A 26,570-nucleotide genomic window follows, 5' to 3' on the forward strand; every position below is an offset into this window, starting at 1 on the left:
GTCCTTTCCTTGAACACACGGGGAAAAATCAGACGTGCAGACATGCGGTTTCGTGGCCTCCGACCGCGACCAGCGGCGGATCAATGCGTTCGCAGTCGTCGGTGCCGACCGGGCAGCGCGCACGGAATCGGCAGCCCGGCGGAAGGTCGACCGGGTTCGGCGTCTCGCCGGTCAGCAGCTGCGGTTTCGCATGGTGTTCCCGGTCGCGCCGCGGGACCGCGGACAGCAACGCCTTCGTGTAAGGATGCCGCGGATGGCGCACGATCTCCCGCGCCGGTCCCTGTTCGACGATCCGGCCCAGGTACATCACCACGATCCGGTCGGCGAAATGCGCGGCCGTGGACAGATCGTGGGTGATCATCAGGATCGCGGTGTCCTGATCCTTGCGCAGAGTGTCCAAAAGGGACAGCACACCGGCGCGCACCGACACGTCCAACATGGACACTGGTTCGTCGGCGAGCAGGACGTCCGGGTCCAGCACGAGTGCGGCCGCGATGGCGACGCGCTGGCGTTGCCCGCCGGACAGTTCGTGCGGATAGCGGTCCAGGAACGCTTGTGCCGGCGAGAGACCGCTGCGTTCCAGCGCGTCCCCGGCGAGCGCGAGCCGCTCCGCTTTCGAACCGCCGATGCCGTGGATCAGCATCGGCTCGGCGAGGATGTCCCGCACGCGGCACAGCGGGTCGAGCGATTCGTACGGGTCCTGGTAGATCATCTGGACCCGCCGCCGGACCGGCCGCAACCGGCGTTCCGGCAGCCCGGTGATCGCGTTGCCCTCCAGCCGGACGGTGCCGCCGGTCGGGGCGACCAATCCGCAGATCGCTTTGGCCGTCGTGGATTTCCCGCAGCCGGACTCGCCGACGACGGCGACCATCTCGCCGCGTTCGAGCCGGAAGCTGATGCCGTCCACGGCATGCACGACACTGCGCGGCCGCCGGGCCAGCGCACCAGCGACGCCGCGGCGCATCGGGTAATGAATCGAGAGGTCGTCGACCTCCAGCAGCGCCTCGGTCATGCCGTCACCACGCTCTCGGCACGGAAACACGCCGCCTGATGCCCGGGACCCGCGGTAGTCAGGAGCGGGGATTCGGCAGCACAACGCTCCATCGGGACATCGCACCGCGGGCGGAACGGGCAGCCGGCGATCTCGGCGTCCAGCCTCGGCGGGGCACCGGGAATCGAGACCACCGGTTCGTCGCCGTAGAGATCCGGCGTGGCGGAGAACAACAGCCGGGTGTAGGGATGCCGCGACTCCCAGCTCAACTGGTCCGCCGGTCCCTCCTCTACCATCCTTCCGGCGTACATTACCGCGGCACGATGACAGAATTGAGATACCAACGGCAGGTCGTGGGTGACCAGGACCAGCGCCATGCCGAGTTCGTCGGTCAGCCGGGTCAGCAGTTCCAGGATCTGCGCCTGCACCATCACGTCCAGCGCGGTGGTCGGTTCGTCGGCGAGAAGCACCTTCGGTTCGCAGGCCAGCGCCATCGCGATCGACAGCCGCTGCCGCATCCCGCCGGAGAACTCGTGCGGGTACCGATCAGCCGCCGCGGCGGGGATGCCGACCAGTTCCAGCAGTTCCCGTGCCCGCTCGCGCGCCTTCGCCCGGCGCGCGAGGCCGTGGCAGAGCATCGGTTCGGCGATCTGCCAGCCGACCGTCTTGACCGGGTTGAGCGCGTTCATCGCGCCCTGGAACACCATCGCGATGTCCCGCCACCGGTGCCCGCGCACGGATTCCTCGCCGCCGGCCAGGATCTCTGTTCCGGAAAGGGAAACCTGGCCCGAGACGGTGGCGGTCGGCGGCAGCAAGCCCAGCAGCGCCAGGATCGTCGTCGACTTCCCGCAGCCGGATTCGCCGACCAGCCCGTACCGTTCGCTCGGGGCCAGCGTGAAACTCACCCCGTTCACCGGATGCACCCGGCCGCCGCCGGGCAGGTCGAACCACACGTGCAGATCGGTGCATTCCAAGACGTTCATCGGGCGTCCGCTCCTCTTCCGGCCAGAACCCGCACCCGCCACCGGCGGCCGGACAAATGGGAAACTTTGAGCCGAGGGTTCAGCGCGTCCTCGATGGCCCGGCCGAGCAGGAAACAGCCGATGCTCACCGCGGCGATCACGAATCCGTCCGGCACGATCGCCCACCAGGCCCCGGAACTGATCGCGGTGCGGGCGAAAGCGTGCTCCAGGATCGTCCCCCAGGTGGTGACGCTCGGGTCCTCCAAACCGAGAAACGCCAGCGCGGTCTCCAAGTAGATCGCGACCGACACGGTCAGCACGGTGTTGGCGATCAGCAACGGACCCGCTTGCGGAAGGATGTGCCGCACGATCACTCGCGTGTTGCTCGCGCCGAGACCGCGCGCCCGTTTGACGTAAGCCCGTTCGCGCAGCGACATCACTTCCGCCCGCACGATCCGCGCGGTCGTCGTCCATTCCAGCAGGCCGATCACCAGGATCACGTGGAACAGGCTCGGTCCCCACACCGCGGCGATCACCATGGCCAGCACCAGATCCGGCAGCACCAGCAGCACGTCGGTGATCCGCATCAGCACCGCGTCGACCCATCCGCCGAAATAGCCGGACAGAATCCCGACCGTGCCGCCGAGCAGCATCGCGACGAGCGTCGCGGCGAACCCGACGACGAGCGACGTCTGTCCGCCGCGCATCAGCAACGAGAGCATGTCCACGCCGCCGTCGTCACAGCCGAGCCAATGATGCGCGGACGGCGGTTCGAACACCGCGCAGGAGCGTTCGGTGATGCTGTAGGGCGCGAGGTAACGAGAAACGACGGCCAGCACGACGAAGAACACGAGAATGGCGAGACCGGCAGCCGCGGTTTTGTGCTCTCGCAGCACTTTTCGGAAGATCCCGGTGCGGTGCAGTTCAGCCGGGGCGACAGTGGTCATGCGCTGACCCTCCGATCGAGGCGGAAGTAAACCAGGTCGGCGAGGAAGTTCAGCAGGATCACCGACACCGTCAGCAGCAGGAAACCGCCTTGCACCATCGGATAATCGCGCTGGCTGAGCGCGGTGTAGGCGGCCATGCCGATGCCTGGCCAGCTGAAGATCACCTCGATCAGCACCGCGCCGCCGACGACGTAGCCGAGGTCGAGCGCGACCATGGTGACCATCGGCAGCATCGCGTTCCGCACCGCGTGCTGCCAGACCACCCGCCGGTCCGAAAGCCCTTTGGCCCGCGCGGTGAGCACGTAGTCCTCGCCGAGGGTTTCCAGCATCGAGGACCGCACCACCAGCGTGTAGCCGCCGTACGCGGTGAGGATGAGCGTGATCGTCGGCAGCACCAGGTGACTCGCGACGTCGCCGAGGTGCGGCCAGAACGGCGGGCTGTCGAACACGAACAGGTCCGACATGCCCCCGGCCGGAAGTATCCCAGCGAACAGGATCAGCAATACCAGCCCGAGCCATTGGGACGGGAACGAGTACACCAGCGTCGCCAGCCCGGTGTTGAGGTGGTCCAGCGCGGAATCGCGCCGCCACGCCGCGACCACCCCGGAGAGAATGCCGAGCACGATCGCGCCGAGCGTGCCGACGCCGGCCAGCAGCACGGTGTTCTTGAGATCCTCGACCAGCAGATGGGTCACCGGCTGCTGATAGGTGAACGACACCCCGAGGTCGCCGTGCAGCAGGTTCTTGAGGTAGATCAGGTATTGGTCCCATTTGGACTTGTCGAGTCCGAAGCGGACCATCAGCGCGTGCTGCAGTTCCGGGGTCGCGTGCGGGACCCGGGACAGGTTGGTCACGGCGTCGCCGGGCAAGACCCGGAAGAGGAAGAAGTTCGCGGTGACGGTGAGAAAGATGGTCACCACAGTGAAAACGCCGCGCCGGAGCAGGTAGTCGAGACCGCGCATCGGGTCAGCCCGCCTTTCGCACGGACAGCAGCGGCAGCTTCGACTCCGACGAGAACGAGGACCCGCCCACCGGCGTCAGGCCGGTCCAGGACGGCGAATGCGCCTCGATCGAATCCGGGTAGTCGAGCACGAGCAGCGGACGCTCTCGCGCGGCCAGCTGCTGCATCCGGTTCACGACGGCGTGCCGGTCCGCGGGGTTCATCGCCTCGCCCTGCTCGCCGTAGAGCTCGTCCCATTCCTTGCTGCAGTAGCCGGTGTCGTTGAGGATGCCCTGGCTGGCGCAGGCGAGGTAGTTGAGCGTGTCGTCCGGGTCGCTGGTGCCGCCGCTCCAGCCCCACATGGTCATCGCGAAGTCCTGCGATTTGTTCGCCATGGCGGCTTCGTTGGCGGCCGCGTTGTCCAGCAGCCGCGGTTCGAGCCGGACGCCGAGCCGGGCGAAATCGCCGCGGACGATCTGGAACGAGCGCAGCCCGGTGCCGCCGTAGGTGTCCGCGGGCAGGATGATCGGGTAGTCCATCGGATGGCCGTCGGCGATCCGCACGCCGTCCGGGCCGCGCCGGTAGCCTGCCTGGTCGAGCAGCCGGTTGGCCAGGTCGAGGTCGAACGACGGCGGTTTGATCGAGCTGTCCGCCCAGTCCGCGGTGCCGGGCGCGATCACCGAGCCGCCCGGCTTGCCGTGGCCGAGCAGCGAGGTCTTCACGATCTCGGCGCGGTTGACGGCGTGGTCGAGCGCTTCGCGCAGCAGCGGGTTGGTCAATTCCCGGTGCGCTGCTTGCTGATTCGGGTTCGCGTTGACGGTGATGCTGTCGAAGCGCATGCCCGGCGAGGAAAGCACCTGAAACCCGGATGATTCGAGATTGCCCACCGAGGTGGCCGGGACGCTCTGCACCGCGTCGAGCTGGCGGCTTTTCAGCGCGGTGATCATCGCGTCGTCGGTGCTGAAGAACTGGATGCCGAACCCGGCGATGTGCGGTTTGGGGCCGTAGTACGCCGGATTCCGCTTGAACAGCGCGACCTGTTTCGGCTGGTGTTTGACCAGGACGAACGGGCCGCCGGACACGATGGGCGCGGTGTTCGGGAACGTGGTGAGCGCTTCGCCGTTGCCTTCGGCGTGCTTCTGCCAAATGTGCCGAGGCAGGATCGGGACGCTCATCAGTCTGCTTAGGACATTCGAGACCGGGCTGGAATAGTGCAGCACCACAGTGTTCGCGTCGGGCGCGGTCGCGCTGTCGAGGTTGACCACGTAGTTGGCGAGGCCTGCTGTCGGACCGTCCTGGAATTTCGCGATGGTGCCGAGGGTCCACGCGACATCGGCAGCGGTGAGCGGCTCGCCGTCGGACCATTTCGCTCCGGGATGCGTGTGGAAGGTCCAGGTCTGGCCGTCCTCGGAAGTGCTCCAGTCAGTGGCGAATTCGGGGACGTACTTGTCGTCCGGACCGAGCTGGACCAGAGTCGGGTAGATCTGCTCGAACACCGAGAACGCCATGCTGACCACGGAAACGAACGGGTTCAGCGAATCGATCGGCTGGTTGGCTCCGAAGCGGAAGACGCCGCCGTCAGCGGTTTCGCTCTCAGCCTGGCCGCACGCGGTGACGCCGCCGGCGGCCAGCACCACGGCCAGCAGCGCCGCCGCCGCGCGGCGGAAACGGTTTCTCATCAAAGGCCGCCTAGGGCGTGAAGGTGCGGTAGAGCGGGCATCCGCAGTAATCGGCGCGGACTGCGACCCCGTTCAGGACAACGTCGAACTTCAGCCGTTCCGGCAGCCGCTCGTCCTGTCCGACGCGGAAAGAGCCGTCCGGCAGCGGGACGAGTTCGTCCGGCGGCCCTCCGGCGATCGACACCCACAGCCGGTTGTCGTGGGCGTAGACGTGCAAATTGGACAGCCATGGGTTGTGGCAGCGGTAATGCCCGACGACCTCGGCCCAGTGCGCGGGCGGTTCGTCCGGGGTCGGCGGCGCGGGACGTTTCCGTTCCGGCAGGGCGAATTCCGGCACCGGATCGCCGTCGCGCGCGGCTCGGGCCGCGGCGACGAGATGGACGGCGGTCTCCTGCCACGGACCCGCGCCGTTGGCCAGCACGACCGCCCCGAGCCCGGCGTCGACATCGCACGCGATCGCCGCGTAATAGCCGATCATGCCACCGGTGTGCCAGACGTGCGGGCGGCCGCCGAACTCGCCGATGAGCATGCCGAGGCCGTACGCGCAGTCCTCCTCCTCGATCCGGATCTCGGGGGTGCAGAGGTCGCGCGCCTCCGGTCCGCCGTCCATCAGCCAGCGCAGCCACGCGGTCATGTCGCGCGCAGTCGAGACGACGCTTCCGTCCGCGGTGGCGGTCTCGATCCAGGTCGCCGGGACCAGGCCGTCCTCGCGAACCGGGGCGCGGTCGTCGTAGCGCGGTTCATATCCCACAGCACTGCGGGCTCGTATCTCATGGGTGATCGCTGGCGCGGCAGACGTCATCCCCAGCTCGGTGAGGAAGTCTCCGAGAAGTTCCTGATACGGCCGTTGAGATATCTGTTCCAGCACCAGTCCGAGCGCTTTGTAGCCGGAGTTCGAATAGTGGAACCAGGTTCCCGGCGGGGTCGTGGCTTCGGTGTCGCGCAGCGCCCAGACCTCGAAGGCGGAGTCGCCGGAGACGTCGGTGCCCGCGATGATCCCGGCGGTGTGCGACATCAGGTGGCGCAGGGTGATCGGCGCGTGCGCGGACCGGACCGAGAACCACGGCAGGTACTCGGTCACCGGGCGGTCCAGGTCGGCCAGCCCGGCGTCGCGCGCCCGCAGCAGCAGCGCGGCGGTCATGCCTTTGGAGATCGAGCCGATCTGGAACAGCGTGTCCTCGTCCGCCGGCCGGGCGGCGGCCAGATCGGCGTGCCCGAACGCGCCGGACGCGAGGATCCCGTCGCGGCCGGTGACCGCCATCGAGAGCCCGGCGGCGAACGACTTCTCGTGCAACGCGGTGCGACAGGCCTGGTGAAGCGCCTCGTCCACGGCCTGGGGCAGGGGCGGCGTCATGTGCTGGAAACCTCCGGGACCTCGGTGTCCCGACCACGGCGGGTCGATGGGCGCCAGTATCGATCCCGCCGGAGCGCGCCAGCCTTGGACGAGCGCCCAGAGATTCGGCCCGGGCCTTGTGGCGGCGGCCAAAGCAGTGCCCGGACCGCCAGGACGAGGCGGCGGTCCGGGCATCCGGCCGGTTCAACGGGGCAGCGTCCGCTTCTGCGCGGCACTGTTATCGCAGGTGCAGAGCTGGACGCGGGTGCGGTGGGCGGCACCGGAACCGTCGGAATCGATCGCACCGACGCACAGGCTCGGCGACACTCCGGTACCGCGGACGGAACCAGGCGAGCAGCGAAGCCATGTTTTCGCCAGAAAATCCCGGCCGCGGAAAACCCGGGAAGCCGGTCAGAATTCGGCGCGGAACACCCGCAGGAAGTTCGCCGTCCAGCGGAATCGGCTCGCCAGCCGGAAAGACCGGCGCAGCCGGGGATCAGGGATCTGGTCGTAGGCCTTCAGCACCGCGGCGTACCCGCGCGGGCGGAGGCGGGGATCCCAGCGCGGGATGACCGACTCGTCCCGGATCGCCGTCCAGTAGGCCGGGTAGGGATACCAGCGCGGCGGCAGCACTTTCTTCAGCACCTGCGTGGCCCGGGCAGTCGAGGCGGACACTCCGTCGAAGATCAGCGCGCCGGCGGGGAAGCGTCCGGTGAGCCGCCGCAGCAGCTGGGATACCTCAGCCTCCCTCAGGTACATCAGCAGTCCCTCGGCGAGGATCAGCGTCGGCCGATCGGCCGGAATCTCTTCCAGCCACCCGGAATCGGTCACCGACGCGGCGATCATCCGGTAACCGTCGCCGTCGGAGTACAGCTTCCGGCGGAGCGCGATGACGTCCGGCAGGTCGACGTCGAACCACCGCACACCGGACGGCGGAGCGAGCCGGAACGCGCGGCTGTCCATCCCGCAGGCGAGTTGCAGCACGGTCGCCTCCGGGTGCTCGCGCAGAAAATCCGCGGCCCACGTGTCGAACTGCCGCGCGCGCAACGCGACCGTGCTGCGGCTGCGGACGATCGACGGCTTGTCGAGCTTCGCCCAGTCGTAGTCGATCCGCTCGACGGCCTCGGCCGCGAACCGGTCGCCGAGAACGGGCTGCGGATCCCGGGCGTCCTGAGCGCGCAGGAACAGCGTCACGAGCATCGTCGACTGCACGCCCGTGAGATCGACCCGCCCGGTAGCCACCGGAGAGATCTTACGCCGATCACCAGTGATGACCAGGCGTCGTCTTCACCGTCTTCATCGCGAACTGCGAATTCGTCCGTGCCACTCCGGGCATCCGCGTCAGCTCCGTCATATACAGCTGTTCGTACGCTGCCATATCAGGCACCGCGATCTGCATCAGATAGTCCGGCGTGCCGAACATCCGGCGGCAGGACACCACGTCCTCCAGTCGCACAGCCGTGTCCTCGAACACCTCGATGACCTCGCTGCGCTGATCGGCCATTTCCACGTGCAGCAGCACCCCGAGGCCGCGGCCGAGCGCGGCCGGGTCGACCGACGCGTGGTAACCGGTGATCACCCCGGCCGCTTCGAGCGCGCGGACCCGGCGCAGGCACGGCGATGGCGACAGCCCGACCCGGTCGGCGAGTTCGTTGTTCGGCAGCCGCCCGTCGGCCATCAGGTGGCGAACGATTGCGTGATCCGTCTTATCCATGGCATCCGATGCTAATCACCGCGCTGCGAAGCGCAATCTTTGCCATCGGCTGCCCGTCCTTCCGCATTAACGTCGGTTTCAGCATCCGATCATCTGGAAGGCAGCACCGTGAACTCCCTCGTCCTCTCCCCGGCGGAGCGCGCGCAAGCCGCTGACGCGCTGGCCCGTTTCGTCGACAGCTACGAGGAATCCCTGCCAGCCCGTCCGATCCTCCCGGACCTCGACCGGGACACCCTGGCGAAGCTCCTCGCCGAGCCGTTCCCGGACGAAGGCATTGGCGTGGCAGGGTTCTTCGCCGATCTTCGGGACCGCATCGTGCCCAATTCGACCGCCATCGCCCACCCCCGATTCCTCGCGTACGTGCAGGGACCGCCGAACGGAATCGCCCCCTACGCGGACGCGATTACCGCTGTGCTCAACCAAAACTGCAACTTCTGGCAGCTCTCCCCCGCCGCGAGCGTCGTCGAACGCTCGGTCGTCCAGTGGCTGGCCGGTCTTTTCACCCTCGGCCCGGCGGCGGGCGGCATCCTGACCAACGGCGGTTCCGGCGCGACCAAGGACGCCATCACCACCGCCCTCGCCGACCGCCGTCCGGATTTCCGCGAACGCGGCCTGCAATCCGGGGCCCCGCCGCTCGTGCTGTACACCTCCGAAGAAGCCCACCGCTGCGTCGACAAGGCAGCCGCCACGCTCGGCCTCGGTCTGGACCACATCCGGCACATCCCCACCGACGACGCCTTCCGCCTGCGCGTCGACCTCCTCGCCGACGCCATCGCCGCCGACCGCGCCGCCGGGCTCGAACCATTCTGCGTCGTCGCCACCGCGGGCACGGTCACCAGCGGCTCGATCGACCCCATCGGACCGATCGCCGATCTGTGCGCAAGAGAAGACCTTTGGCTGCACGTGGACGGCGCGTACGGCGCGCTGTTCGTCCTCGCCGACTCCGCACGGGAGACGTTCGCCTCGTTGTCCCGCGCGGATTCCATCGCGCTGGACCCGCACAAGATGTTGTTTACCCCGCTCGAAGCCGGTGCGCTAGTGGTGAAGGACGTCGCGAAACTCCGCGCGGCTTTCGCGTTCTCGTCGTCGTATCTCACCGTCGCCGAAGACGAGCTGATGCTCGACTTCATGGACTACGGCCCGCAGCTTTCGCGCAGCTTCAAGGCATTGAAGGTGAGGGCCGCACTGCGGACGTTCGGCGTCGACACCTTCCGCGCCGCCGCCGAACGCTGCCTCCGTCTCGCCGCGCGGCTCGGCGAACGCGTCGCCGCCGAACCCGGATTGACTCTGCTGAACCCCGTATCCCTGACAGCCGTGTGCGTGCGCCTCGACGGCCGTCGCGACGAGGAATACCCGGAACTGCTCGCCCGGCTCGCCGGCGAAGGCACCGCGTTGCTGGGCCCGGCCCGGCTCGGCGGCCAGACCGCGATCCGCGCGTGCATCGCCAACTACCGCACCACTGAGGCCGACATCGACCTAGTCGCCGACCGCTTGGCCGCGCTCGCCAAACATCCCCGCTGAATGCGCGGAACGGTCCCGGAATCCGCTAGCCCCGGTCCTGGTGCCGATCCCGGCGGCGAACGTAGCGTCTCCCTTGTGCCGAAAGAAATACAACCCGGGCGGATCGGCGGCCAGACCGTCGCGATCACCGGCGCCACCTCCGGGATCGGTTTCTTCGCCGCCGCGCGGCTCGCCGATCTCGGCGCCCGCGTGCTCGTGCTCGGCCGGTCGGAATCCCGCGGCCGCGCAACGGTTTCCGCCCTCCCGGACCCGGACCGGCACGAGTTCGTCCAGCTGGACCTCGCCGACCGGGCATCGATCGCCCAGGCTGGCGACCAGCTCGGCGAACTGCCGCGGCTGGACGCGCTCGTGCTGAACGCCGGAGTCGTCGCGGGAGCGTCCGGCTCCGGCCCGGCGCACCGGATCGGCGCGTTCGGCGTGGAGGAGATCGTCGGAATCAACCACCTCGCGCACGCGGAACTGCTGCGGCGCGCGCTCCCCTCGGTCCGGCGGGTGGTCAGCCTCGGCAGCGCGCTGACCCGGAAAATCCCGTTCGACCGCGAGAATTGGCTGTCCGAACAGCATTACCGAGCACGGGTCGCGTACGCGATGTCCAAGCACGCGACGGAAATCTTCGGCTTCGAACTGCACCGGCGGGCCGAGGTGCGGTCGATTGTCGTGGATCCCGGCGGGGCGATCGACGCGCTCGCGCCGGGACGGCCCGGGGCGCGTGTGCTGCGCGCGGCGGCCCGGCCGTTCCGCGGGATCGTGCAGGGGAAGGATCAGGCGGCGCGACCGGTCGTGGCCGCGGTCGCCTCGCCGGACCTGCGCGGCGGCGAGTACCTCGGCCCGCATCCGACCGCCGCCGCGGAAGTGCGCCAGCCGGTGGCCACGAGCCGGGATCCGGAGCTGGGCGCGTGGTTGTGGACGGAGACCGAACGGCTGCTCGGCGGCCGGATTCCGGCCGAACCGCGTCACCCGATCGGGTAGAAAACCGCCACGGCCCATCAAGCAGGCCGCCGGTTAACCGCCAGCTAGCCTTGAGCCGTGGACGACCCGGCGGTGCTGGACGCCTTGGCCCAGCGGCTGGCGCGGATCGGCGAACGCCGGAATCTCGACGTCCCCGCGCTGCTCCGCCGCGCCGGCATCCGCCCGGACCGCACCGGCGTCACCCGCCAGCAGGTCTCCGAGCTCACCCGCGAACTGTGGCTGCGGACCGACGACGAACTCTTCGCCCTCGGTCCGCGCGCGCCACGCGGATTGTTCCGGCTGGTAGTCCGCTCGGTGGCCCCCGCACCCGACCTCAGGACCGCCCTGCACCGCCTCGAAGAGGCGGCCGAAGTCCTCCCCGGCATGCCCGCGGTCGTGGTGCGGACGGCGGATCCGCTGGTCGAGGTGGACATCGAGGTCGGCCGGCTCGACGATCCCGAACACGTCGCGGCCGAACTGGTCGCCGTCGTCGTCCACCGGCTGCTCGGCTGGCTCACCGGACAGCGCATCGACCTGCGCGACCTCCGCCTGCCCTGGCCGAAACCGGACCACGCCCCGCACTACGAGCCGTTCTTCGGCCGCCATCCGCGCTTCGACGCCAGCACGCTGACCCTCGCCTTCGACAGCTCGCTCCTGTCCGCCCCGGTGATCCGCGGCGAAGCCGAACTCGCCGAATTCCTGGCGGACCAGCCGAACGTCTCGCTCGCCACGCGCGACTACAGCTCAACCCGTGCCGAGCGGGTCCGCACCATCATCGAGCAGGGCGTCGACGCTCCCGACGACATCGCCGACCGGCTCGGGATCAGCGCCCAGCATCTGCGCCGGCTGCTGCGCGCCGAACACACGTCGATCGGCCGGATCCGGGACGCCGTCCGCCGCGACATCGCCATCGCCAGCCTCAGCCGAGGCGGCGAATCCATCGAGAAATTGGCGCAGCGCCTGGGTTTTTCCGAAGCCAGCGCGTTTCGCCGCGCGTTCCGCCGGTGGACTGGGCGAAGTCCTGGAGACTACCGCTAGCCCGGCACCTTCAGCGCCCGCATCCGCGCGTACAACGTCGTCCGCGAAATCCCCAGCGTGCTCGCCGCCCGCACCTTGTTCCCGCCAGCCGACCGCAGCGCCGCGACGATCGCGTTCCGTTCCGCCCGCTCGATCGGAGCCAGTTCATGCCCGGAGGCGTCCGCCACCAACGCGGGCGGCAAGTCCGCCGGGCTGATCGCGCCCGCTGACCGTTTGCGGATCGCCTGGCTCAGCACGCCGCGCAGCTCCGGCAGATTGCCCGGCCAGTCGTAAGAGCCGAGGATCCGCAACGCGCCGGGCGTGATGTTGTGCGTGCGCGCGGCCCCGAGTTCGGCCAGCATTCGCATGGCGACCTCGGGAAAGTCCGGCCGGTGCGCCAGCGGCAGCAGCTCGGCGTTCTCCCCGCACGCCGCGATCAGCGCCCGCTCCGGCCCGGTCAGGCCCTCGCGCGGGCCCGTGGTGAGCACGAGGTGCGGGCCGACGCCCCGGGCGGCATGCGCGGCGACCAGATCGACCAGTTCCGCGGGCAGCTGGTCCGCGCCGTCGACGCAGATGCTGCCGGAACCCGACTCGACCGCGGCAGTGAACCGCGCGGCCCAGGCCGCCGACCCGCCGAGCACCGCTTCCGATCCGGTCAACGTGGTGCAGGGTTCCTCGGGCACCCGCAGCCGCGCCTCGGTGGTGCGGCCGGTTCCGGGCGGGCCCGAGATGTGCACGTGCCCGGCCAGCGGACCGGGCACCGCAGCGGTGCGGCGGCGCGTCCGCCGGGCCTCGTCCGCGCTCAGCGGGCGGATCTCGACCAGCACTCCGCCGCGGGCGCCGGCCACCGGTTCGGCCCGGACCCGCGCGCGCTGGCCGGAGCGCAGTTCGGTCTCCATTTCGGACGGTCCGGCCGCCTCGCCGGCGAGGTTCCACAGCAGCGCGACGTCCGCGCCTTCCAGCAGGTCCGCCGCGGCTTGGTTGCACAGCAACAGGTCCGGGCCGATCGCGACCACCGGCCGGGTCGGGCGCGACGTCGCCTGGAACGCGGCCAGCAGCGACCGTTCGGACACCCGGCTGCCTTCCAGCAGCTGCCGTTCGATCTCCTCGACGGCCTTCGCGACCAGGGGCGCGAGCAGCGGGTTCGCCTCGGCGGCCAGCAGCGTGATGTCGAGCGCGCCTTCCAGCCTGCGCGTGACCGGATGGAAAATCGGGTGCCCGTAACAGCTGAAGCCGCGCAGCGCCTCGGCGTAGTGCTCCTCCCCGTGCACCACGATGCTCGACCGGGTTTCCAGCGCGGTGCCCGGTCCGGTGGTCCCGACCTCCTCCTCCAGCAGGCAGGTGCCGACCCCGATGCCCAGCTGGTCGAGACTGTCTTCGACGGCGCGGTCGGCGCTCCAGCGGTGGACGAGCCTTCCGTCGTGGTCGACGAGCACAGTGGACATCGCGGTGCCGGCGAGGCGATCGTCGAGGTCCTCCAGCACCGGCGCGGCCGCCGAGAGCAGCCTGCTGGCCGGGTCGACCTCCTCGGAGCGCAGACCGAGCAGCGCGGTTTCGGGCCGCACCCCGGCGAGCGAAGCCCGCCGCCAGGACTGGGCGATCGGTTCCCGCAGCACCGCGCTGCGCGAGGACATCAGTGAACTCACGCGGATCTCCACCTTCGTTGGTGACGCGCAGCAGGATAACCATCGCTCTCCGCTGCCGCTGTACAGAACTTGAACACTCAAGCCCGCATTCACCCGGCAAGGTGGTCCCCCACCACCACCCGCGTGCACGTGTTGCGATCCGGCACGCGGTCCTTACCTCGAAAGGGGAATCAGCGTGACTCTCAGTCACTCCGAGTCGGACACCGGGAAGGAGCGCGCGGGCGTTTCCCGGCGCGGGTTCCTCGGCTACGTCGTCGCGGCCGGAACCCTCGTCGTCGCCGCGGACGTCGGGCTCGCCGCTCCCGCCGCGGCCGCGGTGCCGTCGGCTCCGCAGCCTCCCGAGCTGTACGACCTCAACGACGCGCTCACCGACGCCGCACTCCCGACGTCGCAGCTGATCACCGTCACCATCAACAAGGACGGCAGCGCCTCGTTCGAGATCCCGCGCGCCGAAGTCGGCCAGGGCATCACCACCTCGACCGCGATGATCATCGCCGAGGAGCTGGACCTTCCGGTCGAGAAGGTGCACGTCACGCTCGCCCCGGCGCGTCCGGAACTGCTGTTCAACCAGCTGACCGGCGGGTCGAACACCACGGTCTCGACCTACACGCCGATCCGCGTCGCCGCCGCGATCGCCAAACAGCAGCTGCTGCAGGCGGCGGCGATCCTGCTCGGCGGGACCGCCGAGCGGTTCATCGTCAAGGGCGGCGTCGTCACCGCGCCGAACGGCAAGACGGCGACGTACGGCGAACTGGCGACGAAGGCCGCGTCCAGCACCACAAAGCAGGTGCAGCTGGACCCGAGCAAGCTCAAGGGCTCCAGCGAGTTCAAGGTGCTCGGCAAACCGCAGACCCGGCTCGACGCGCTCGACATCGTCACCGGCAAGAAGCAGTTCGCGATGGACCTGGACGTCCCCGGCGCGCTGCCGACGATGATCTGCCGCCCGCCGACGCTCAACGGCACGCCGAAGGGCATCCGCAACAAGGCCGACGTGCTGAAGCTGCCCGGCGTCACCGACGTCGCGATCATCCCGACCGGCGTCGCGGTCCGCGCCGAGACGTTCGGCCAGTGCATCGACGGCGTGCGCGCGCTGCAGGTCGACTGGGGCCCCGGCAGCGTCGAGGGCGAGAACGACGAATCCGTGCTCGCCAACCTCCGCCGGGCCGAACTTCCGCTGGCTGTGCCGAAGGTTCCGGTGCTGGCCAAGACGGTCGAGGCGGATTTCGAGTTCATGTTCCGGTCAAGCGCCGCGCTGGAGCCGTACTGCGCGGTCGCCGACGTGCGCGACGGCAGCGCGGAGATCTGGGCCGGGCTGAAATCGCCGATCGTCACCCAGGGCGAGGTCGCGCAGGCCGTCGGCTTGCCGCAGGGCAAGGTGAAGGTGCACGTCGTCACCGGCGGCGGTTCCTTCGGGCACAAGCTGTTCGGCAACCACGCCGTCGAAGCGGCGCAGGCGTCGAAGGCGTTCGGCAAGCCGGTGCGGCTGATGTGGCACCGCGCCGACGAGCCGCGGCAGGGACGGCTGCACCCGATGGCGACGTCGCGGATCCGGGCCACCGTGCTCGCCGGGAACGTGCTCACCTTCGAGCAGCGGCACACCTCGGTCGAGACGTCGTTCCGGCACGGGCTCGGCGAAATGCTCACCTCGGTCGCCACGAAACTCCCGACCGGGCTGGGCAACCTCGGCGTGGCCGAGGCGGTTTTCGTGCTGAGCCAGGAAATGCCGTACAACTTCGGCGTCGTCGACCAGACGCTCACCGAAACCGACCAGCGGTTCAACACCGGGTCGATGCGCAACGTCTACTCGCCCGACGTCGGCTGCGCCAACGAGCTGGTGGTCGACATGCTGGCCAAGGCGATGGGCAAGGACCCGTACGACTTCCGGATGGAATTCCTCAAGAACGACAAGGTGAAGGGCGTGCTGCGCAAGGTCGCCGAGGTCGGCGGCTGGGGAAAGAAGATGGCCTCGGGCACCGCACAGGGCATCGCGATCCACAAGGAGTACAAGGGCGCGAGCGCCTGCCTGGTGGAAATCGACTGCCGCCCGGAGACGGTGAACCGCAAGGTCCGCGACGGCGTCACCGGCCCGCGCGTGACGAAGGCGGTCATCGCCCTCGACGCCGGACTGGTGATCAACCCGCGCGGCCTCGAGGCGCAGATCATGGGTGGCTTCGCCGACGGGCTGGCGCTGGCGCTGACCAGCAGTGTCCACCTGAAGGACGGGCATTTCCTGGAAGCCAGCTGGGACAACTACTTCTACACCCGGCAGTGGAACATCCCGCACGACTTCACCGCGATCGCGATGCCGTCCAACGGGGAACAGCCGGGCGGCGCGGGCGAAGCGGGCGTGGCCTGTTCCGTCGCGGCCGTCGCGTGCGCGTACGCCCGGGCGACCGGGAAGGTCCCGAAGCGGTTCCCGATCAACCACGACGACCCGATCGGCTTCGAGGTCAAGTCGTTCGTCCCGCCCGTTCCCGAATCGCCGACCGACGGCCTGAACTGGACCTTCTGAGGAGCACGCCACCGATGAGCAAGCACACCTTCATCCTCAACGGGAAACCGGTGTCCGTCGACGTCGACGACAACGTGCGGCTGCTGTGGGTCCTGCGCGACGTGCTCGGCGTCCGCGGGCCGAAGTACGGATGCGGCATCAACGTGTGCAAGGCCTGCACGTCGCACTTCAACGGCAAGGCGTTCAACCCGTGTTCGGTGCGGGTGGCCGACATCAAGGCCACCGACGAGATCACCACCATCGAGGGCCTGCCGGACACGGTGAAGGCCGACCTGCACCCGATGCAGGAGGCCTGGCTGGAGAACGACGTCGCGCAGTGCGGCTACTGCCAGCCCGGCCAGATCATGGCGGCGGTCGCGAAGGTCAAGGAGGCCAAGGCGAAGGGCCGCGAGATCACCGACGCCGACCTGGACGAGATCCGCAACGTCTGCCGCTGCGGCACGTACTCCCGGATCCGCGAGGCGATCAAGGCCGGCGCCGCGAAGATGTGACCGGTTGTCCTTGCCCCGCAGCCAGTTCCGGCTGCGGGGCAAGCTTCCCGGCCTGCGCCAGCGTCCCGCCGCCGAGCAGCACCGCCACTCCGATCAGCTGCACCGGGCCCAGCGCCTGACCCAGCAACAGCCACGCGAGCAGCGCGGCGACCAGGGGTTCGGCCAGTGCCAGCACTCCGGCCAAGGCGACCGGCAATCCGCTGAGCGCGTGCAGCCCGGCCAGATACGGCAGTACAGTGCCGAAGACGGCCAGAATCAGCAAAGCCAGCCAGGCCGGGATCGTCGCCTCGCCCAGTGCCACCGGGTTCGAGGCGATTTCGACGGTCCATAATGGACTGACCGCGATCGTGGCCACCGCTCCGATCGCCAGACCCGCAGCGGTCATCCCGAGCGGATCGTGCCGCTGCGCACCGCGTTCGCCGAGCAGGAAGTACCCGGCGGAACAGATCGCCGACGCCACTCCGGCCGCGACGCCCAGCGCGTCCAGCTTCGCCCCGGGCCCGATCCCGGCGATGAGCACCAGACCGGCGATCGCCAGCGCGATTCCCAGCCACACCGCCGCGGACAGCCGCGTTCGCCGGACGACGCGCACCCACAGCGCGACCAGCACCGGCGCCAGATTCACCAGCACCATCGCCACCGCGACCGGAATCCGTGACACCGCAACGAAAAAGAACAGTTGCACGCCCGCGACGCCGAGAAGCCCGTACCCGAGCGGCAGCCACAGTTCAGCGCGCCGGAACCGCAACGCTCGCGGCCGCAGCAGCGCGACGCCGGGCGTCAGCAGAACAGCGGCCAGCCCGATCCGCACCGCGGTCACCGCGGCCGCGCTCCAGCCCGCGTCCAGCATCGCCTTGGCGAGCGGGCCGGAACTCGCGAACAGCACCCAGGAGACCAGGCTCAGCCCGGTCGCCCGCGCGGTGCTGCCCTGGTCGGCCATCTCCGCATTCTGAGTCCCGGCCCGGTGCCGCGGCCACCGGTTTTCCGGGTGCGACGCGGGTCACATCCCGAGTTGTCACATCCGGCGGGCGGGCGGCATCTCATGGGCATCAGCTACACACCACTGGAGGATCTGATGAGCGCACGGTTCGACCTGATGAACAACGACCTCGGCAAGTCGCTCGGCAAGCGGTTCGCGGGGCTGGCCATGCTGCTGAACAACACGTCGCTGCCGAAGGCGACGCAGGAACTGGTTTCGCTGCGGGCCAGCCAGATCAACGGCTGCGGCTTCTGCGTCGACATGCACACCAAGGACGCCACCGCGGCCGGAGAGGCCGCGGAACGGCTCCACCTGGTGGCCGTGTGGCGCGAGGCGACCGTCTTCACCCCCGCCGAGCGGGCCGCGCTCGCGCTGGCGGAGGAGGGCACCCGGATCGCGGACGGCGGCGGCGTTTCGGACGAAACGTGGGCGCAGGCCCGCGAACACTACGACGACGACCAGCTCGCCGCGTTGGTATGTCTGATCGGGTTGATCAACGCCGCCAACCGGATGAACGTCATCGTGCGCATGCCCGCCGGGCTGTACCAGCCGGGCCAGTTCGCGACGCTCAACTGAGGCAGACACGGGCCGCCGCCGAGCAACGGTGGGACTCGGCGGCGGCCCGTTACCCAGCACGGGATGCCCCGTGCGTCTTCGCGGGCGCTTACTCGATCCGGGCGATCGGCGCGCCCTGTTTCACCACTTCGCCCTCCACCGCCAGAAACCGCACCACTCCGGAAGCCGGAGCGGGCACCTCCGCGTCGACCTTGTCCACCGCGACCTCCGCGAGCAGCTCGCCCTCGCGGACGGTCGCGCCGTCCGTCGCGAACCAGGTGGCCAGCACTCCCTCGCCGTCCGGATCGGTTTCGGACAGGACGGGGAACGGAACGTCGGTCATGCGCCCACCAGGTCGAGGACGGCTTGGCGGATCCGCGCCGGAGTCGGCAGCACGGCGTACTCGAGCGGACGCGCGTACGGGATCGGGACATCGGGCACCGCTACGCGCGCGGCGGGAGCGCGCAACAGGCCCGGATCCCGCTCCACGACCCGGGCGATCACCTCGCCGGACAGGCCGAACGACAGGTAATCCTCGTCCACCACGAGCAACCGGCCGGTTTTGCCGACCGAATCGAGGATCGCGTCGGTGTCCAGCGGGACCAGGCTGCGCAGGTCCACGACCTCGCAGTCGACGCCCTGTCCGGCGAGATCGTCGGCGACGTCCAAGGCGTGGTGCACCGACAGCGACAGCGTCACGATGGTGATGTCGCTGCCCGGGCGGACGACATTCGCCTTGCCGATCGGGACCTCGTGGCCGCCCTCCGGCACCGGGCCGATCGACCGGCGGTTCTTCGCCATCCACGGCAACCCCATGATCCCCTTGTGGAACAGGTACACCACCGGGTTGTCGTCGCGGATCGCGGAGGTCATCAACCCCTTGGCGTCGACGGGATTGCTCGGCACGACGACCTTCATCCCGGGCAGGTGCGCGAAGGTTCCCCACAGGCACTGGGAATGCTGCGCGCCGTCGGAGTACCCGCCGCCGACCGCGGCGGTCAGCACCATCGGCACGGACACGTTCCCGCCGGACTCGTAGTGGATTTTCGCCATATGGTTGTAGATCTGGTCCATGCACACGCCGAAGAAGTCGACGAACATCAGCTCGACGACCGGGCGCAGCCCCTCGACCGCCGCGCCGATCGCGGTGCCGATGAAGGCGGTCTCGGAGATCGGCGTGTCGAGCACCCGGCGCGGGCCGAACCGGTCGAGCAAACCCGTGGTGGAGCTGAAGATCCCGCCGTAGGACCCGACGTCCTCGCCGAGCACGAACACCCGGTCGTCGCGCTCCATTTCCTGCGCGACGGCCTCCACCATGGCCTTCGCGGTGCTGAGTTTCCGCCCGGCTGGCGCGGAGGGTTCGGTGAGCGTCATTGCTTCTCCTCGCTGGGTCGTCAGGCTGTCGTGAGGCTGTCGTCAGGCTCGGGCGAACACGAAATCCAGCGCGGTGGCGGGGTCCGGCTCGGGGCTGGCCTTGGCGAACGCGATCGCCGCTTCGACGCGTTCGGTGGCCGCCACCTGGAGCCCGGCGACCTTCGCGTCATCGAGAACGCCGTCCGCGCGCAGCTGGTTCTCGTAGGTGGGCAACGGATCCCGCCCTGGCACACCGTCCAAATCGGACCGGTAGCCCTGCGTGTCGCCTTCGAAGTGACCCCACAGCCGCAGTGTGTGCACCTCGAGCAGGCTGGGTCCTTCGCCAGCGCGAGCCCGCGAGACCGCCTGGCCCGCGGCTTCGTGCACTGCCTCGACCGAGTTTTCCTCGACGCGCACACCCGGAATCCCGTACCCGGCGGCGCGGTCCGCGTTCGACGTGACGCACGTGGACGCGCTGCGCGGCACCGAGATGCCCCAGTCGTTGTCCTCCACCACAAAGACCACCGGCAGCCGCCACAACGCGGCGAGGTTGAGCGATTCGTGGAACGCTCCCTGGTTCGCCGCGCCCTCGCCGGTGACCGCGACCGCGATCCGGTCCGTCCCGCGCCGCTGGAAGGCGAGCGCCTGTCCGAGTGCGGGCGGGTACCCCTCGGCGATGATGCCCGAACACGAGAAATGCACCGTGGGGTCGAAGAGGTGCATATGCCCGCCGCGGCCTCTGCCCAGTCCAGTCGTGCGGCCAAAGATCTCAGCGGTCATCCGGTGAAGTTCCACACCGTGCGCGATGGCGAAGTGGTGCGGCCGGTGCGTCGCGGTGACCGCGTCGTCCGCGGTGAGGTGCGCGCAGACGCCCGCCGCCACCGGTTCCTGCCCGGCGGACAGGTGCATCTCTCCGGGGACGAGTCCGGCGCCGATGTCGAAGACGGGTTTCTTGTCGGCGTGGTACTCGTGGAGGATGGCTTCCTCGTAGGTGCGGATCAGGACCATCGTGCGGTACAGGTCCAGCCTGTCCTGCGCTTCCATGGGACCTCCCGTTCGCTCTGGAGGTCACTTTCGCCGGGGCCGGCCCGCCGGACAACGGGCTGGATTTCAGATGGTGATAACGGCCCGGTTCAGCGCGTGACAGCGAGCGCGCGCGACACCCGCTGGGCGGCCCGGCGCAACGACTGCGCCGGCGCGGAACCCAGCCGCCGCGCGGGCAGGGAGATCGCGACCGCGCCCAGCGCCCCCGGCGTGCGGACGGTCGTCGCCAGGCACGCGGTGCCGAGCAGGTACTCCTCGCGATCGTTGAAAACGTCGCCGCTCTGCGACAGCCGCTGCTCCAGGACCCGGCTGTCGGTGATGGTGTGCGGCGTGAGGTCCGCCAGCCGATGCCGCGACAGGTAATCCCGGCGGCCCTCGCTGTCCAGGCCGGACAGGATGCACTTGCCGAACGCCGTCGCGTGCGCCGATTCGTGCACGCCGACCCACAGGTCGACCGACGGAGCGGCCGGGCCGTCGGCGATGTCGATGAGCTTGATGTCGCCGTCGGAGTAGAGCGAGAGGTAGGCCGCACCGTGCACCTCGTCGCGCAAGGCCCGCAGCACCGGGCGGATCTTCGGCAGCAACGCGTGCCGCGACGTGTGCTGGCGCAGTTCGCTGACCTGGCCGCCGAGCGCATAGCCGTCGTCGAGTTTGCAGAGGTAGCCCTCGTGGACGAGGGTGCGCAGCAGGTGATACGTCGTGGGCAGCGGCAGCCCGACGGTGCGGGCGAGCACCTTCGCCGGCACCGGCCGTTCGCTCGCGCCGACCGCGTCGAGCAGGTGCAGCGCGCGCTGCACGGACCCGATCAAGGTCGGCTCAGCCGCCATCCCCGTCACCTCCGCCGCCGCCGCGTCCCCGCGGACTCCAGCATGCGCTACGGCTCTGACCTGGGCAAGAGCAGTTCCGTCGGACGGATCACGGGTTTCCGCAGAAGGTTCGCTCGGCCGCGAACGGGTCCGGCGGGACGGTCACCCCGGTGCGGTGCACGGCTCCGGCGAGGTTGTCCCAGAACCGGCCCCACGACATCGGCTCGCGCGTGGACCGCTGGATCTCCGCCAGATCGCCGCAACTCAACGCGTGCCGGGCGGCGGCGACCTGCTCCGCGGTGACGTCGGCGCGCATCGCGAAGTTGCCCGGGCTGAGGACCGGGGCCGACGGGTCCGCGTAATCCGCCAGCAGCCAGGCGTTGCTCAGCGGTTTCGAATGCCCTGGTTTCACCGTCGGGAATTCGAACCGCGCGCCGATCGGGTTGGCCAGGCCCCAGAAGTCGACGACACCAACGTCCACCGGTGACATGACACCGACCGTCCCCAGATATATCCCGACGAGCATGGTCTTCGACGGGACGTCCGGGCGCAGTCGCGCGGCGAGGATCTGTTGCTGCGGGCCCGGGCCTTCATAGATCAGGGCACCTGGGCTCGCGGCGTCCTTGAGATATTTCATCCTCGGCGTGAAATCCGCCGACTCGGTGGGATACGTCTGGCCGGTCCACGCGTGGTAGTAGCCGCGCTCGTCGTCGATGAGCTTGCTGTTCTGCGGGACGAACTGTCCGACGCTGGCGCAAAGCACCGCCCACGCCAGCAGGACGACGCCGGTCGCGCGGGTGCTCTTCGCCGCCGGGAGCACCAGAACCGGCAGCATCAGCAGGAAGAAGATCGGCAGCGCCATGCGCGCGTGCATGTAGTCGCCGCCGACCTTCAGCAGATATCCCAGCGAGAGCACACCGGCGACCACCGGGGTGAGGGTGACGATCAGATCGGTGCGGTTGCTCTTGATCCGCCGCAGCGCCCCGGCGAGCAGGACCGTGCAGAGCACCAGGGGCAGCCACAGCAGATACGGGTTCACGAAATCGCCGACGTACGTGAATCCGCGCGCCCAGAACGATTCGCTCGCGTTTTTGGTGAGCGCGGGCATCGGCACGAGGATGCCGTAGAAGCCCATGCGGAAGATCTCGTAACCGACCGGCAGCGCCCCGGCAGCTGCCACCGCGGCGACGACGACGCGCCAGGACGGCTTCGTCACCAGCCACAGCGCCACCAGGAACACCGCTGCCACCAGTGTTTGTTCGGGACGCACCAGCGGGCCCAATCCCATCACGAACGCAGCCGTGACAACGGATTTGGCCGACGCGGCACCGCGCAGCCGCACGAGCAGCCACCAGCACAGCGCCATCCAGAACGTGTTCAGGCCGGTCTCCAGCCCGGACGTCGCGTACTGCCACACCGGCCGCACGCCCAGCAACGCGAGAACGCCGCACGGCACCATCGCCGCGACCTGCCCGCCATGCAACCGGCTCGTCGCACTCACCGCGAAACCGAATCCGGCGGCGGTGAGCAGCAGGCCGAGCATCCACGACAGTGTCGAGGTGTCCGACTGGCCGAACACGAACCCGGCGAACGCGAGCAGCCATTGCCACAGCGTGCTCGTCGAGGCCTCGGCCCGCTCGCCGAGGTTGTAGACCGGTCCGTTCCCGGCGAGGATCTGCTCGACGATTCTGGTGAAAATCAGCGCGTCGTCGCAGATCCAGCGGGTGAAATAGCCGAGAATCGCAATCAGGAAAACCGACCCGCCGATGATCCAGCTGTTTCTTCGGCGGTTTAACCGGACGTTGATCAGCTGATTTTGGGCGCGCGGAAGCACCCTGGGCATAGTGTCCATTTAATTTCCCCCCGTTAAGAGAGCTGGCGTCGGTAGTCGACGATCCCAGCCGCGATCAGCGCCGCGATGCCAGTGGCCACGAGGGACACCTGCAGCAGTTCCAGCTTCTGGAAGTCAGGCACGACCATGGTCGCTTTGAGCACCAGCGGCTGGATCAGCACGAGCGCACTGCACGCCGCGAGCGAGAACGACCACGCCGGCGAGCGGCGCCGGAACACGAAATAGGCGGGCGCGACGACCGCGGCCGCCCAGACGAACCAGGAAAGCCCGCGCATTTCCGATGCACCGAAGAAGCCGAAATAAAGCGCGGAAGCCGTGACCCCTGCCAGGGCAATCCACCATTTACGCGCCGACGGCAGCGGCGCACCGCCGTGGAATCCGGCGATCATCAGCAGCAGCGGAAGCCATTGCGGAATGAAATAGCCCAGCAGATCGGGGCTGAAACTGAACGAATACTGGTGCAAGAACACCGCGAACCCGCCGACCAGCACCACCGCGGCGACCACCCGCGCGGCCCGGCGCCGCCCGGCGAGGAGAAGCGCGAGCGGCACAGCGGCCGCGGCGGTCAACGCGATGTCGCGCCAGAGTTGCTGGGCCTCCTGCGCGACATAAAGCGACAGGGTTGCCTCGCCCGGCGAGCCGAGTGCGGAATACAGGCCGCTCGCCTGCGGATAGCCGTCGTACAAGTCGCGGCCGATGAAGAGGACGCCCTTCATCACTCCCCACAGGAGCCCGAGCAGTGCGACCAGACGGACGGTGTCGCCGAAAGCGACTACGCGAGCCGGAGCTGAGCCAGCAGCAAGCCGGGCGCGCAGGCCCAGCCCCAGCATCGCGAACAGTTCCCGCCATTCCGCGAGGCGGCTTCCGCTGGCCTCGCGGGCGTCCAGCAGGGCGCCGACCATTTCTTCCTCACGGTCGGCGCGGTACCAACGGGGCAGCAGGCGCATCATGCGGCGGTACTGGAGTTCCGGGGCGGTCATGCTCTGCCCCCGGTTCTGGCCAGCTGCCGGGATTGTTCGGAGTACGCGGCGTCGCTGGGGTTGGTGGACCGGGGACGCGAGCGCAGCGCCGAATCTGTCGCGGTCTTGGCGGCCGATCGCCTGGGCGGTTCGCCGCCGAGGCCAGCGAACCGGCGAGCCCGCAACACCGAACCCGCCGCCACGTTCACAGCCGACAGCCCCGACCGCCCGCCACCAAGATCGGCGACCCGACAAGCCCACAACACCGAGCCCGCCGCTGTGGCATTCACAGCCAACCGCCCACGCAGCTCACCGCCAAGCCCAACGACCCGGCGAGCCCACAACCCCGACCCCGCCGTCACGCCCCGCCCCCAGTCCCCAGCGCCCAGCCCCTCGCCCGCAGCACAGAATCCGCCGCAGCAGCGTTCGCCGCCAGCCGCCGCGACTGTTCGGCCAGCACGCGGCCGCCAAGATTGGTGAGCCGGTAGTAACGGCGCAGCCTGCCCTGGTGGATCTCCTCCTTGTCCCGTTCCGCCCAGCCGTCGGCGACCAGCCGGTCCAGCACGCCGTACAGCGTGCCGACTCGCAGCCGGACCCGGTTTTCGGACAGTTTCCCGACGGCCTGGACGATGCCGTAGCCGTGCTTCGGCTCGTCGGCGAGCGCGGTGAGGATCAGGAAGACCTGCTCCGACATGCCTCGTTCGGTCACCCGTCCATATATATCACGATGCGATATATGCGGGTGGCCGAACTACAGCTCGGCGACAGCCGTCCCCTCGAGTTCGACCAGCAGGGTCGGGATGGCCAGCCGGGTCACGCCGAGCATCGTGGTCGACGGCGCGACGCCCGCCGCGCCCAGCCGGGCCGCGAGGACGCCGTAGTGCTGGAAAAGCAGGTCGACGTCGGTCGTGTAGACGTTGAGCCGAACCAGGTTTCCGAGCGTCATGCCCGCTTCGGCGAGCACCGCTTCCAGGTTGTCGAGGCTCAGTGCCACCTGCTTCGCCATGTCCCCGGCGTGCTGGGGCTCGCCCTCGCCGCTCATCGCGGTCTGCCCGGAGCAGTACAGGGTCCGCACCGGCCCGGACACCAGTTCGCCCTGGTGATATCCCATCGCCGCCGACCAGGCCCACGGGTTGACAGTCGTTCGCTCCACCACTTGCTCCATTCGCGTTCTCAGCAGTACGCGGAGCAGCCTCGCAAGCAATACGCGACATCCTGTGTCGTGTATTCGGTACAGTTTCCAGCATGCGCGCCGACCGGTTGGTCTCGCTGGTCCTGCTGCTGCGCCAGCGCGGCCGGCTGTCCGCGGCCACCCTTGCCCGCGAGCTGGAGGTGTCGACCCGCACCGTGCTGCGCGACATCGACGCGCTGTCCGCGGCGGGCGTCCCGGTCTACGCCGAACGCGGGCGGAACGGCGGTTTCGCGCTGATGCCCGGGTTCCAGACCGAACTCACGGGCCTGAACCACGACGAAGCGCTCGCCTTGCTGGTCGCCGGATCGCGACGCGGCGCGCAGGCGTTCGGCCTCGGTTCGGCGCTCGCTTCCGCCATGCTCAAAGTGGTCGACGCACTGCCCGAAAGCCATCGGACCACTGCCGCGGGCGTGGCCGAGCGATTGCTCATCGATCCGGAGATCGACCTTCTCTCGCGCCGCGCGGTCGCCGAGGAGGCGCCCGACGCCGTGGTGGCCGAAATCCGCCGCGCGGTGTTCGCCGGGCATCAGGTGCGCATCCGCTACCAAGCGGTGGACCAGGCCCCGAAATGGCGCACAGTGCACCCGGTTGGACTGGTCACCGTACGAGAGCAGGGATATCTGCTGGCCACCCGCGAAGGCGAAGACCGGACCTACCGCCTGTCCCGGGTGCTGGCCGCCGAAGAACTCGACGAACCCGCGCAGCGGCCGGACCGGGTCGACCTGAGCCAGGCCTGGCAGGAGCGCAGCACGCGGTTCCGGAGCGGCGGCGACCGAATCGTCGCGCTGGTCCGGATTCGCCCGGCACAACGAGAAGAATTGGCCCGCACCGCGCTCGCGATGCACGCCGAGGAATCGCGCCCGGACGGGTGGCTGCACTTAGAGGCGGCTTTCCAGGATTCCCGGCACGCCGAATGGGCGCTGTGGCAGCTGGCAAGGAACGCGGAAGTCCTTGCACCGCAATCGTTGCGCACCGCGCTGCACGACCGCGCCGTCGCGCTCGCCGCCGCCTACGCGGACCCCTCCTGAACCCTCGGCACCGGCACTGCCTGCACCTTCCGTAGTTGTGCGGATACCTACTCGCTGGTAAGTTACCCGCCAGTCGTGATCCACTTCATGGTTCAAAGGGG

The 26,570-nt window shown here is 69.2% G+C and carries 25 protein-coding genes; 7 read left to right on the forward strand and 18 right to left on the reverse strand.

What is annotated here, in order from left to right:
* Positions 1–28 precede the first annotated feature (28 nt).
* The 8 genes from ACWGIC_RS12555 to ACWGIC_RS12590 all read right to left on the reverse strand — a co-directional run bounded on the left by ACWGIC_RS12555 (position 29) and on the right by ACWGIC_RS12590 (position 8,566).
* Positions 29–1,012 (reverse strand): ABC transporter ATP-binding protein, encoded by a 984-nt coding sequence (locus ACWGIC_RS12555; RefSeq protein WP_452076014.1) that lies wholly within the window; start codon positions 1,010–1,012, stop codon positions 29–31.
* Entirely contained in the window at positions 1,009–1,974 is a 966-nt protein-coding gene (locus ACWGIC_RS12560) for an ABC transporter ATP-binding protein (RefSeq protein WP_452076015.1), read from the reverse strand. The genes ACWGIC_RS12555 and ACWGIC_RS12560 overlap by 4 nt, the downstream gene beginning before the upstream one ends.
* Entirely contained in the window at positions 1,971–2,900 is a 930-nt protein-coding gene (locus tag ACWGIC_RS12565; RefSeq protein WP_452076016.1) for an ABC transporter permease, read from the reverse strand. Before ACWGIC_RS12565 ends, ACWGIC_RS12560 begins: the two co-directional genes overlap by 4 nt.
* A complete protein-coding gene (locus ACWGIC_RS12570; RefSeq protein ID WP_452076017.1) occupies positions 2,897–3,862 on the reverse strand; it encodes an ABC transporter permease in 966 nt (321 codons plus the stop codon). Before ACWGIC_RS12570 ends, ACWGIC_RS12565 begins: the two co-directional genes overlap by 4 nt.
* 4 nt (positions 3,863–3,866) lie before the next feature.
* Positions 3,867–5,519 (reverse strand): ABC transporter substrate-binding protein, encoded by a 1,653-nt coding sequence (locus ACWGIC_RS12575; protein WP_452076018.1) that lies wholly within the window; start codon positions 5,517–5,519, stop codon positions 3,867–3,869.
* A 10-nt stretch (positions 5,520–5,529) separates the two neighbouring features.
* The gene (locus ACWGIC_RS12580) at positions 5,530–6,873 is read right to left on the reverse strand and encodes a serine hydrolase domain-containing protein (RefSeq protein ID WP_452076019.1); all 1,344 of its coding nucleotides are present in this window, start codon (positions 6,871–6,873) and stop codon (positions 5,530–5,532) included.
* A gap of 390 nt (positions 6,874–7,263) precedes the next feature.
* A complete protein-coding gene (locus ACWGIC_RS12585; protein WP_452076020.1) occupies positions 7,264–8,094 on the reverse strand; it encodes a class I SAM-dependent methyltransferase in 831 nt (276 codons plus the stop codon).
* A gap of 19 nt (positions 8,095–8,113) precedes the next feature.
* Positions 8,114–8,566, reverse strand: a complete 453-nt coding sequence (locus ACWGIC_RS12590; protein WP_452076021.1) for an Lrp/AsnC family transcriptional regulator — start codon at positions 8,564–8,566, stop codon at positions 8,114–8,116.
* A 108-nt stretch (positions 8,567–8,674) separates the two neighbouring features.
* Here ACWGIC_RS12590 and ACWGIC_RS12595 point away from each other — a divergent pair, with 108 nt between their 5' ends.
* From ACWGIC_RS12595 to ACWGIC_RS12605, 3 genes are all read left to right on the forward strand, one after another.
* A complete protein-coding gene (locus ACWGIC_RS12595) occupies positions 8,675–10,087 on the forward strand; it encodes a pyridoxal phosphate-dependent decarboxylase family protein (protein WP_452076022.1) in 1,413 nt (470 codons plus the stop codon).
* Positions 10,088–10,162: 75 nt separating this feature from the next.
* A complete protein-coding gene (locus tag ACWGIC_RS12600) occupies positions 10,163–11,056 on the forward strand; it encodes an SDR family NAD(P)-dependent oxidoreductase (protein ID WP_452076023.1) in 894 nt (297 codons plus the stop codon).
* Positions 11,057–11,113: 57 nt separating this feature from the next.
* Complete coding sequence (locus ACWGIC_RS12605) at positions 11,114–12,073, forward strand: AraC family transcriptional regulator ligand-binding domain-containing protein (RefSeq protein ID WP_452076024.1); 960 nt, start codon at positions 11,114–11,116, stop codon at positions 12,071–12,073.
* Here ACWGIC_RS12605 and ACWGIC_RS12610 read toward each other — a convergent pair.
* A complete protein-coding gene (locus ACWGIC_RS12610) occupies positions 12,070–13,698 on the reverse strand; it encodes a sigma-54-dependent Fis family transcriptional regulator (RefSeq protein ID WP_452076025.1) in 1,629 nt (542 codons plus the stop codon). The genes ACWGIC_RS12605 and ACWGIC_RS12610 overlap by 4 nt on opposite strands.
* A gap of 175 nt (positions 13,699–13,873) precedes the next feature.
* Here ACWGIC_RS12610 and ACWGIC_RS12615 point away from each other — a divergent pair, with 175 nt between their 5' ends.
* Together ACWGIC_RS12615 and ACWGIC_RS12620 are read left to right on the forward strand one after the other, a co-directional pair.
* On the forward strand, positions 13,874–16,210 hold the full coding sequence (locus ACWGIC_RS12615) for a molybdopterin cofactor-binding domain-containing protein (protein ID WP_452076026.1): 2,337 nt from the start codon (positions 13,874–13,876) through the stop codon (positions 16,208–16,210).
* A gap of 14 nt (positions 16,211–16,224) precedes the next feature.
* Positions 16,225–16,701: a (2Fe-2S)-binding protein gene (locus tag ACWGIC_RS12620; protein WP_452076027.1), complete on the forward strand. Its 477-nt coding sequence runs from the start codon at positions 16,225–16,227 to the stop codon at positions 16,699–16,701.
* On the opposite strand, the gene ACWGIC_RS12625 is transcribed toward ACWGIC_RS12620, so the two are convergent.
* The gene (locus ACWGIC_RS12625) at positions 16,676–17,641 is read right to left on the reverse strand and encodes an EamA family transporter (RefSeq protein WP_452076028.1); all 966 of its coding nucleotides are present in this window, start codon (positions 17,639–17,641) and stop codon (positions 16,676–16,678) included. The genes ACWGIC_RS12620 and ACWGIC_RS12625 overlap by 26 nt on opposite strands.
* Positions 17,642–17,776: 135 nt before the next feature.
* Here ACWGIC_RS12625 and ACWGIC_RS12630 point away from each other — a divergent pair, with 135 nt between their 5' ends.
* Complete coding sequence (locus tag ACWGIC_RS12630; RefSeq protein ID WP_452076029.1) at positions 17,777–18,256, forward strand: carboxymuconolactone decarboxylase family protein; 480 nt, start codon at positions 17,777–17,779, stop codon at positions 18,254–18,256.
* 88 nt (positions 18,257–18,344) lie between these two features.
* Here the strand turns inward: ACWGIC_RS12630 and ACWGIC_RS12635 are convergent, their stop codons facing one another.
* The 8 genes from ACWGIC_RS12635 to ACWGIC_RS12670 all read right to left on the reverse strand — a co-directional run bounded on the left by ACWGIC_RS12635 (position 18,345) and on the right by ACWGIC_RS12670 (position 25,402).
* Positions 18,345–18,578 (reverse strand): biotin/lipoyl-containing protein, encoded by a 234-nt coding sequence (locus ACWGIC_RS12635; RefSeq protein ID WP_452076030.1) that lies wholly within the window; start codon positions 18,576–18,578, stop codon positions 18,345–18,347.
* Positions 18,575–19,609: an alpha-ketoacid dehydrogenase subunit beta gene (locus tag ACWGIC_RS12640; RefSeq protein ID WP_452076031.1), complete on the reverse strand. Its 1,035-nt coding sequence runs from the start codon at positions 19,607–19,609 to the stop codon at positions 18,575–18,577. Before ACWGIC_RS12640 ends, ACWGIC_RS12635 begins: the two co-directional genes overlap by 4 nt.
* 42 nt (positions 19,610–19,651) lie before the next feature.
* Positions 19,652–20,632 carry a thiamine pyrophosphate-dependent dehydrogenase E1 component subunit alpha gene (locus tag ACWGIC_RS12645; RefSeq protein WP_452076032.1) on the reverse strand — a complete coding sequence of 327 codons (981 nt, stop codon included), beginning with the start codon at positions 20,630–20,632 and terminating at the stop codon, positions 19,652–19,654.
* An 89-nt stretch (positions 20,633–20,721) separates the two neighbouring features.
* A complete protein-coding gene (locus ACWGIC_RS12650; RefSeq protein ID WP_452076033.1) occupies positions 20,722–21,459 on the reverse strand; it encodes an IclR family transcriptional regulator in 738 nt (245 codons plus the stop codon).
* 88 nt (positions 21,460–21,547) lie between these two features.
* Entirely contained in the window at positions 21,548–23,290 is a 1,743-nt protein-coding gene (locus tag ACWGIC_RS12655) for a hypothetical protein (protein ID WP_452076034.1), read from the reverse strand.
* Between the two features lie 14 nt (positions 23,291–23,304).
* Positions 23,305–24,270: a hypothetical protein gene (locus ACWGIC_RS12660; RefSeq protein WP_452076035.1), complete on the reverse strand. Its 966-nt coding sequence runs from the start codon at positions 24,268–24,270 to the stop codon at positions 23,305–23,307.
* 337 nt (positions 24,271–24,607) lie between these two features.
* Positions 24,608–24,958 carry a PadR family transcriptional regulator gene (locus tag ACWGIC_RS12665; RefSeq protein ID WP_452076036.1) on the reverse strand — a complete coding sequence of 117 codons (351 nt, stop codon included), beginning with the start codon at positions 24,956–24,958 and terminating at the stop codon, positions 24,608–24,610.
* Positions 24,959–25,000: 42 nt separating this feature from the next.
* On the reverse strand, positions 25,001–25,402 hold the full coding sequence (locus ACWGIC_RS12670; protein ID WP_452076037.1) for a RidA family protein: 402 nt from the start codon (positions 25,400–25,402) through the stop codon (positions 25,001–25,003).
* A gap of 92 nt (positions 25,403–25,494) precedes the next feature.
* On the opposite strand from ACWGIC_RS12670, the gene ACWGIC_RS12675 reads away from it, so the two are divergent.
* Positions 25,495–26,469, forward strand: coding sequence for a helix-turn-helix transcriptional regulator (locus tag ACWGIC_RS12675; RefSeq protein WP_452076038.1), 975 nt, complete (start codon positions 25,495–25,497; stop codon positions 26,467–26,469).
* Positions 26,470–26,570 lie beyond the last annotated feature (101 nt).

It is taken from the genome of Amycolatopsis sp. NPDC054798, assembly GCF_053611505.1.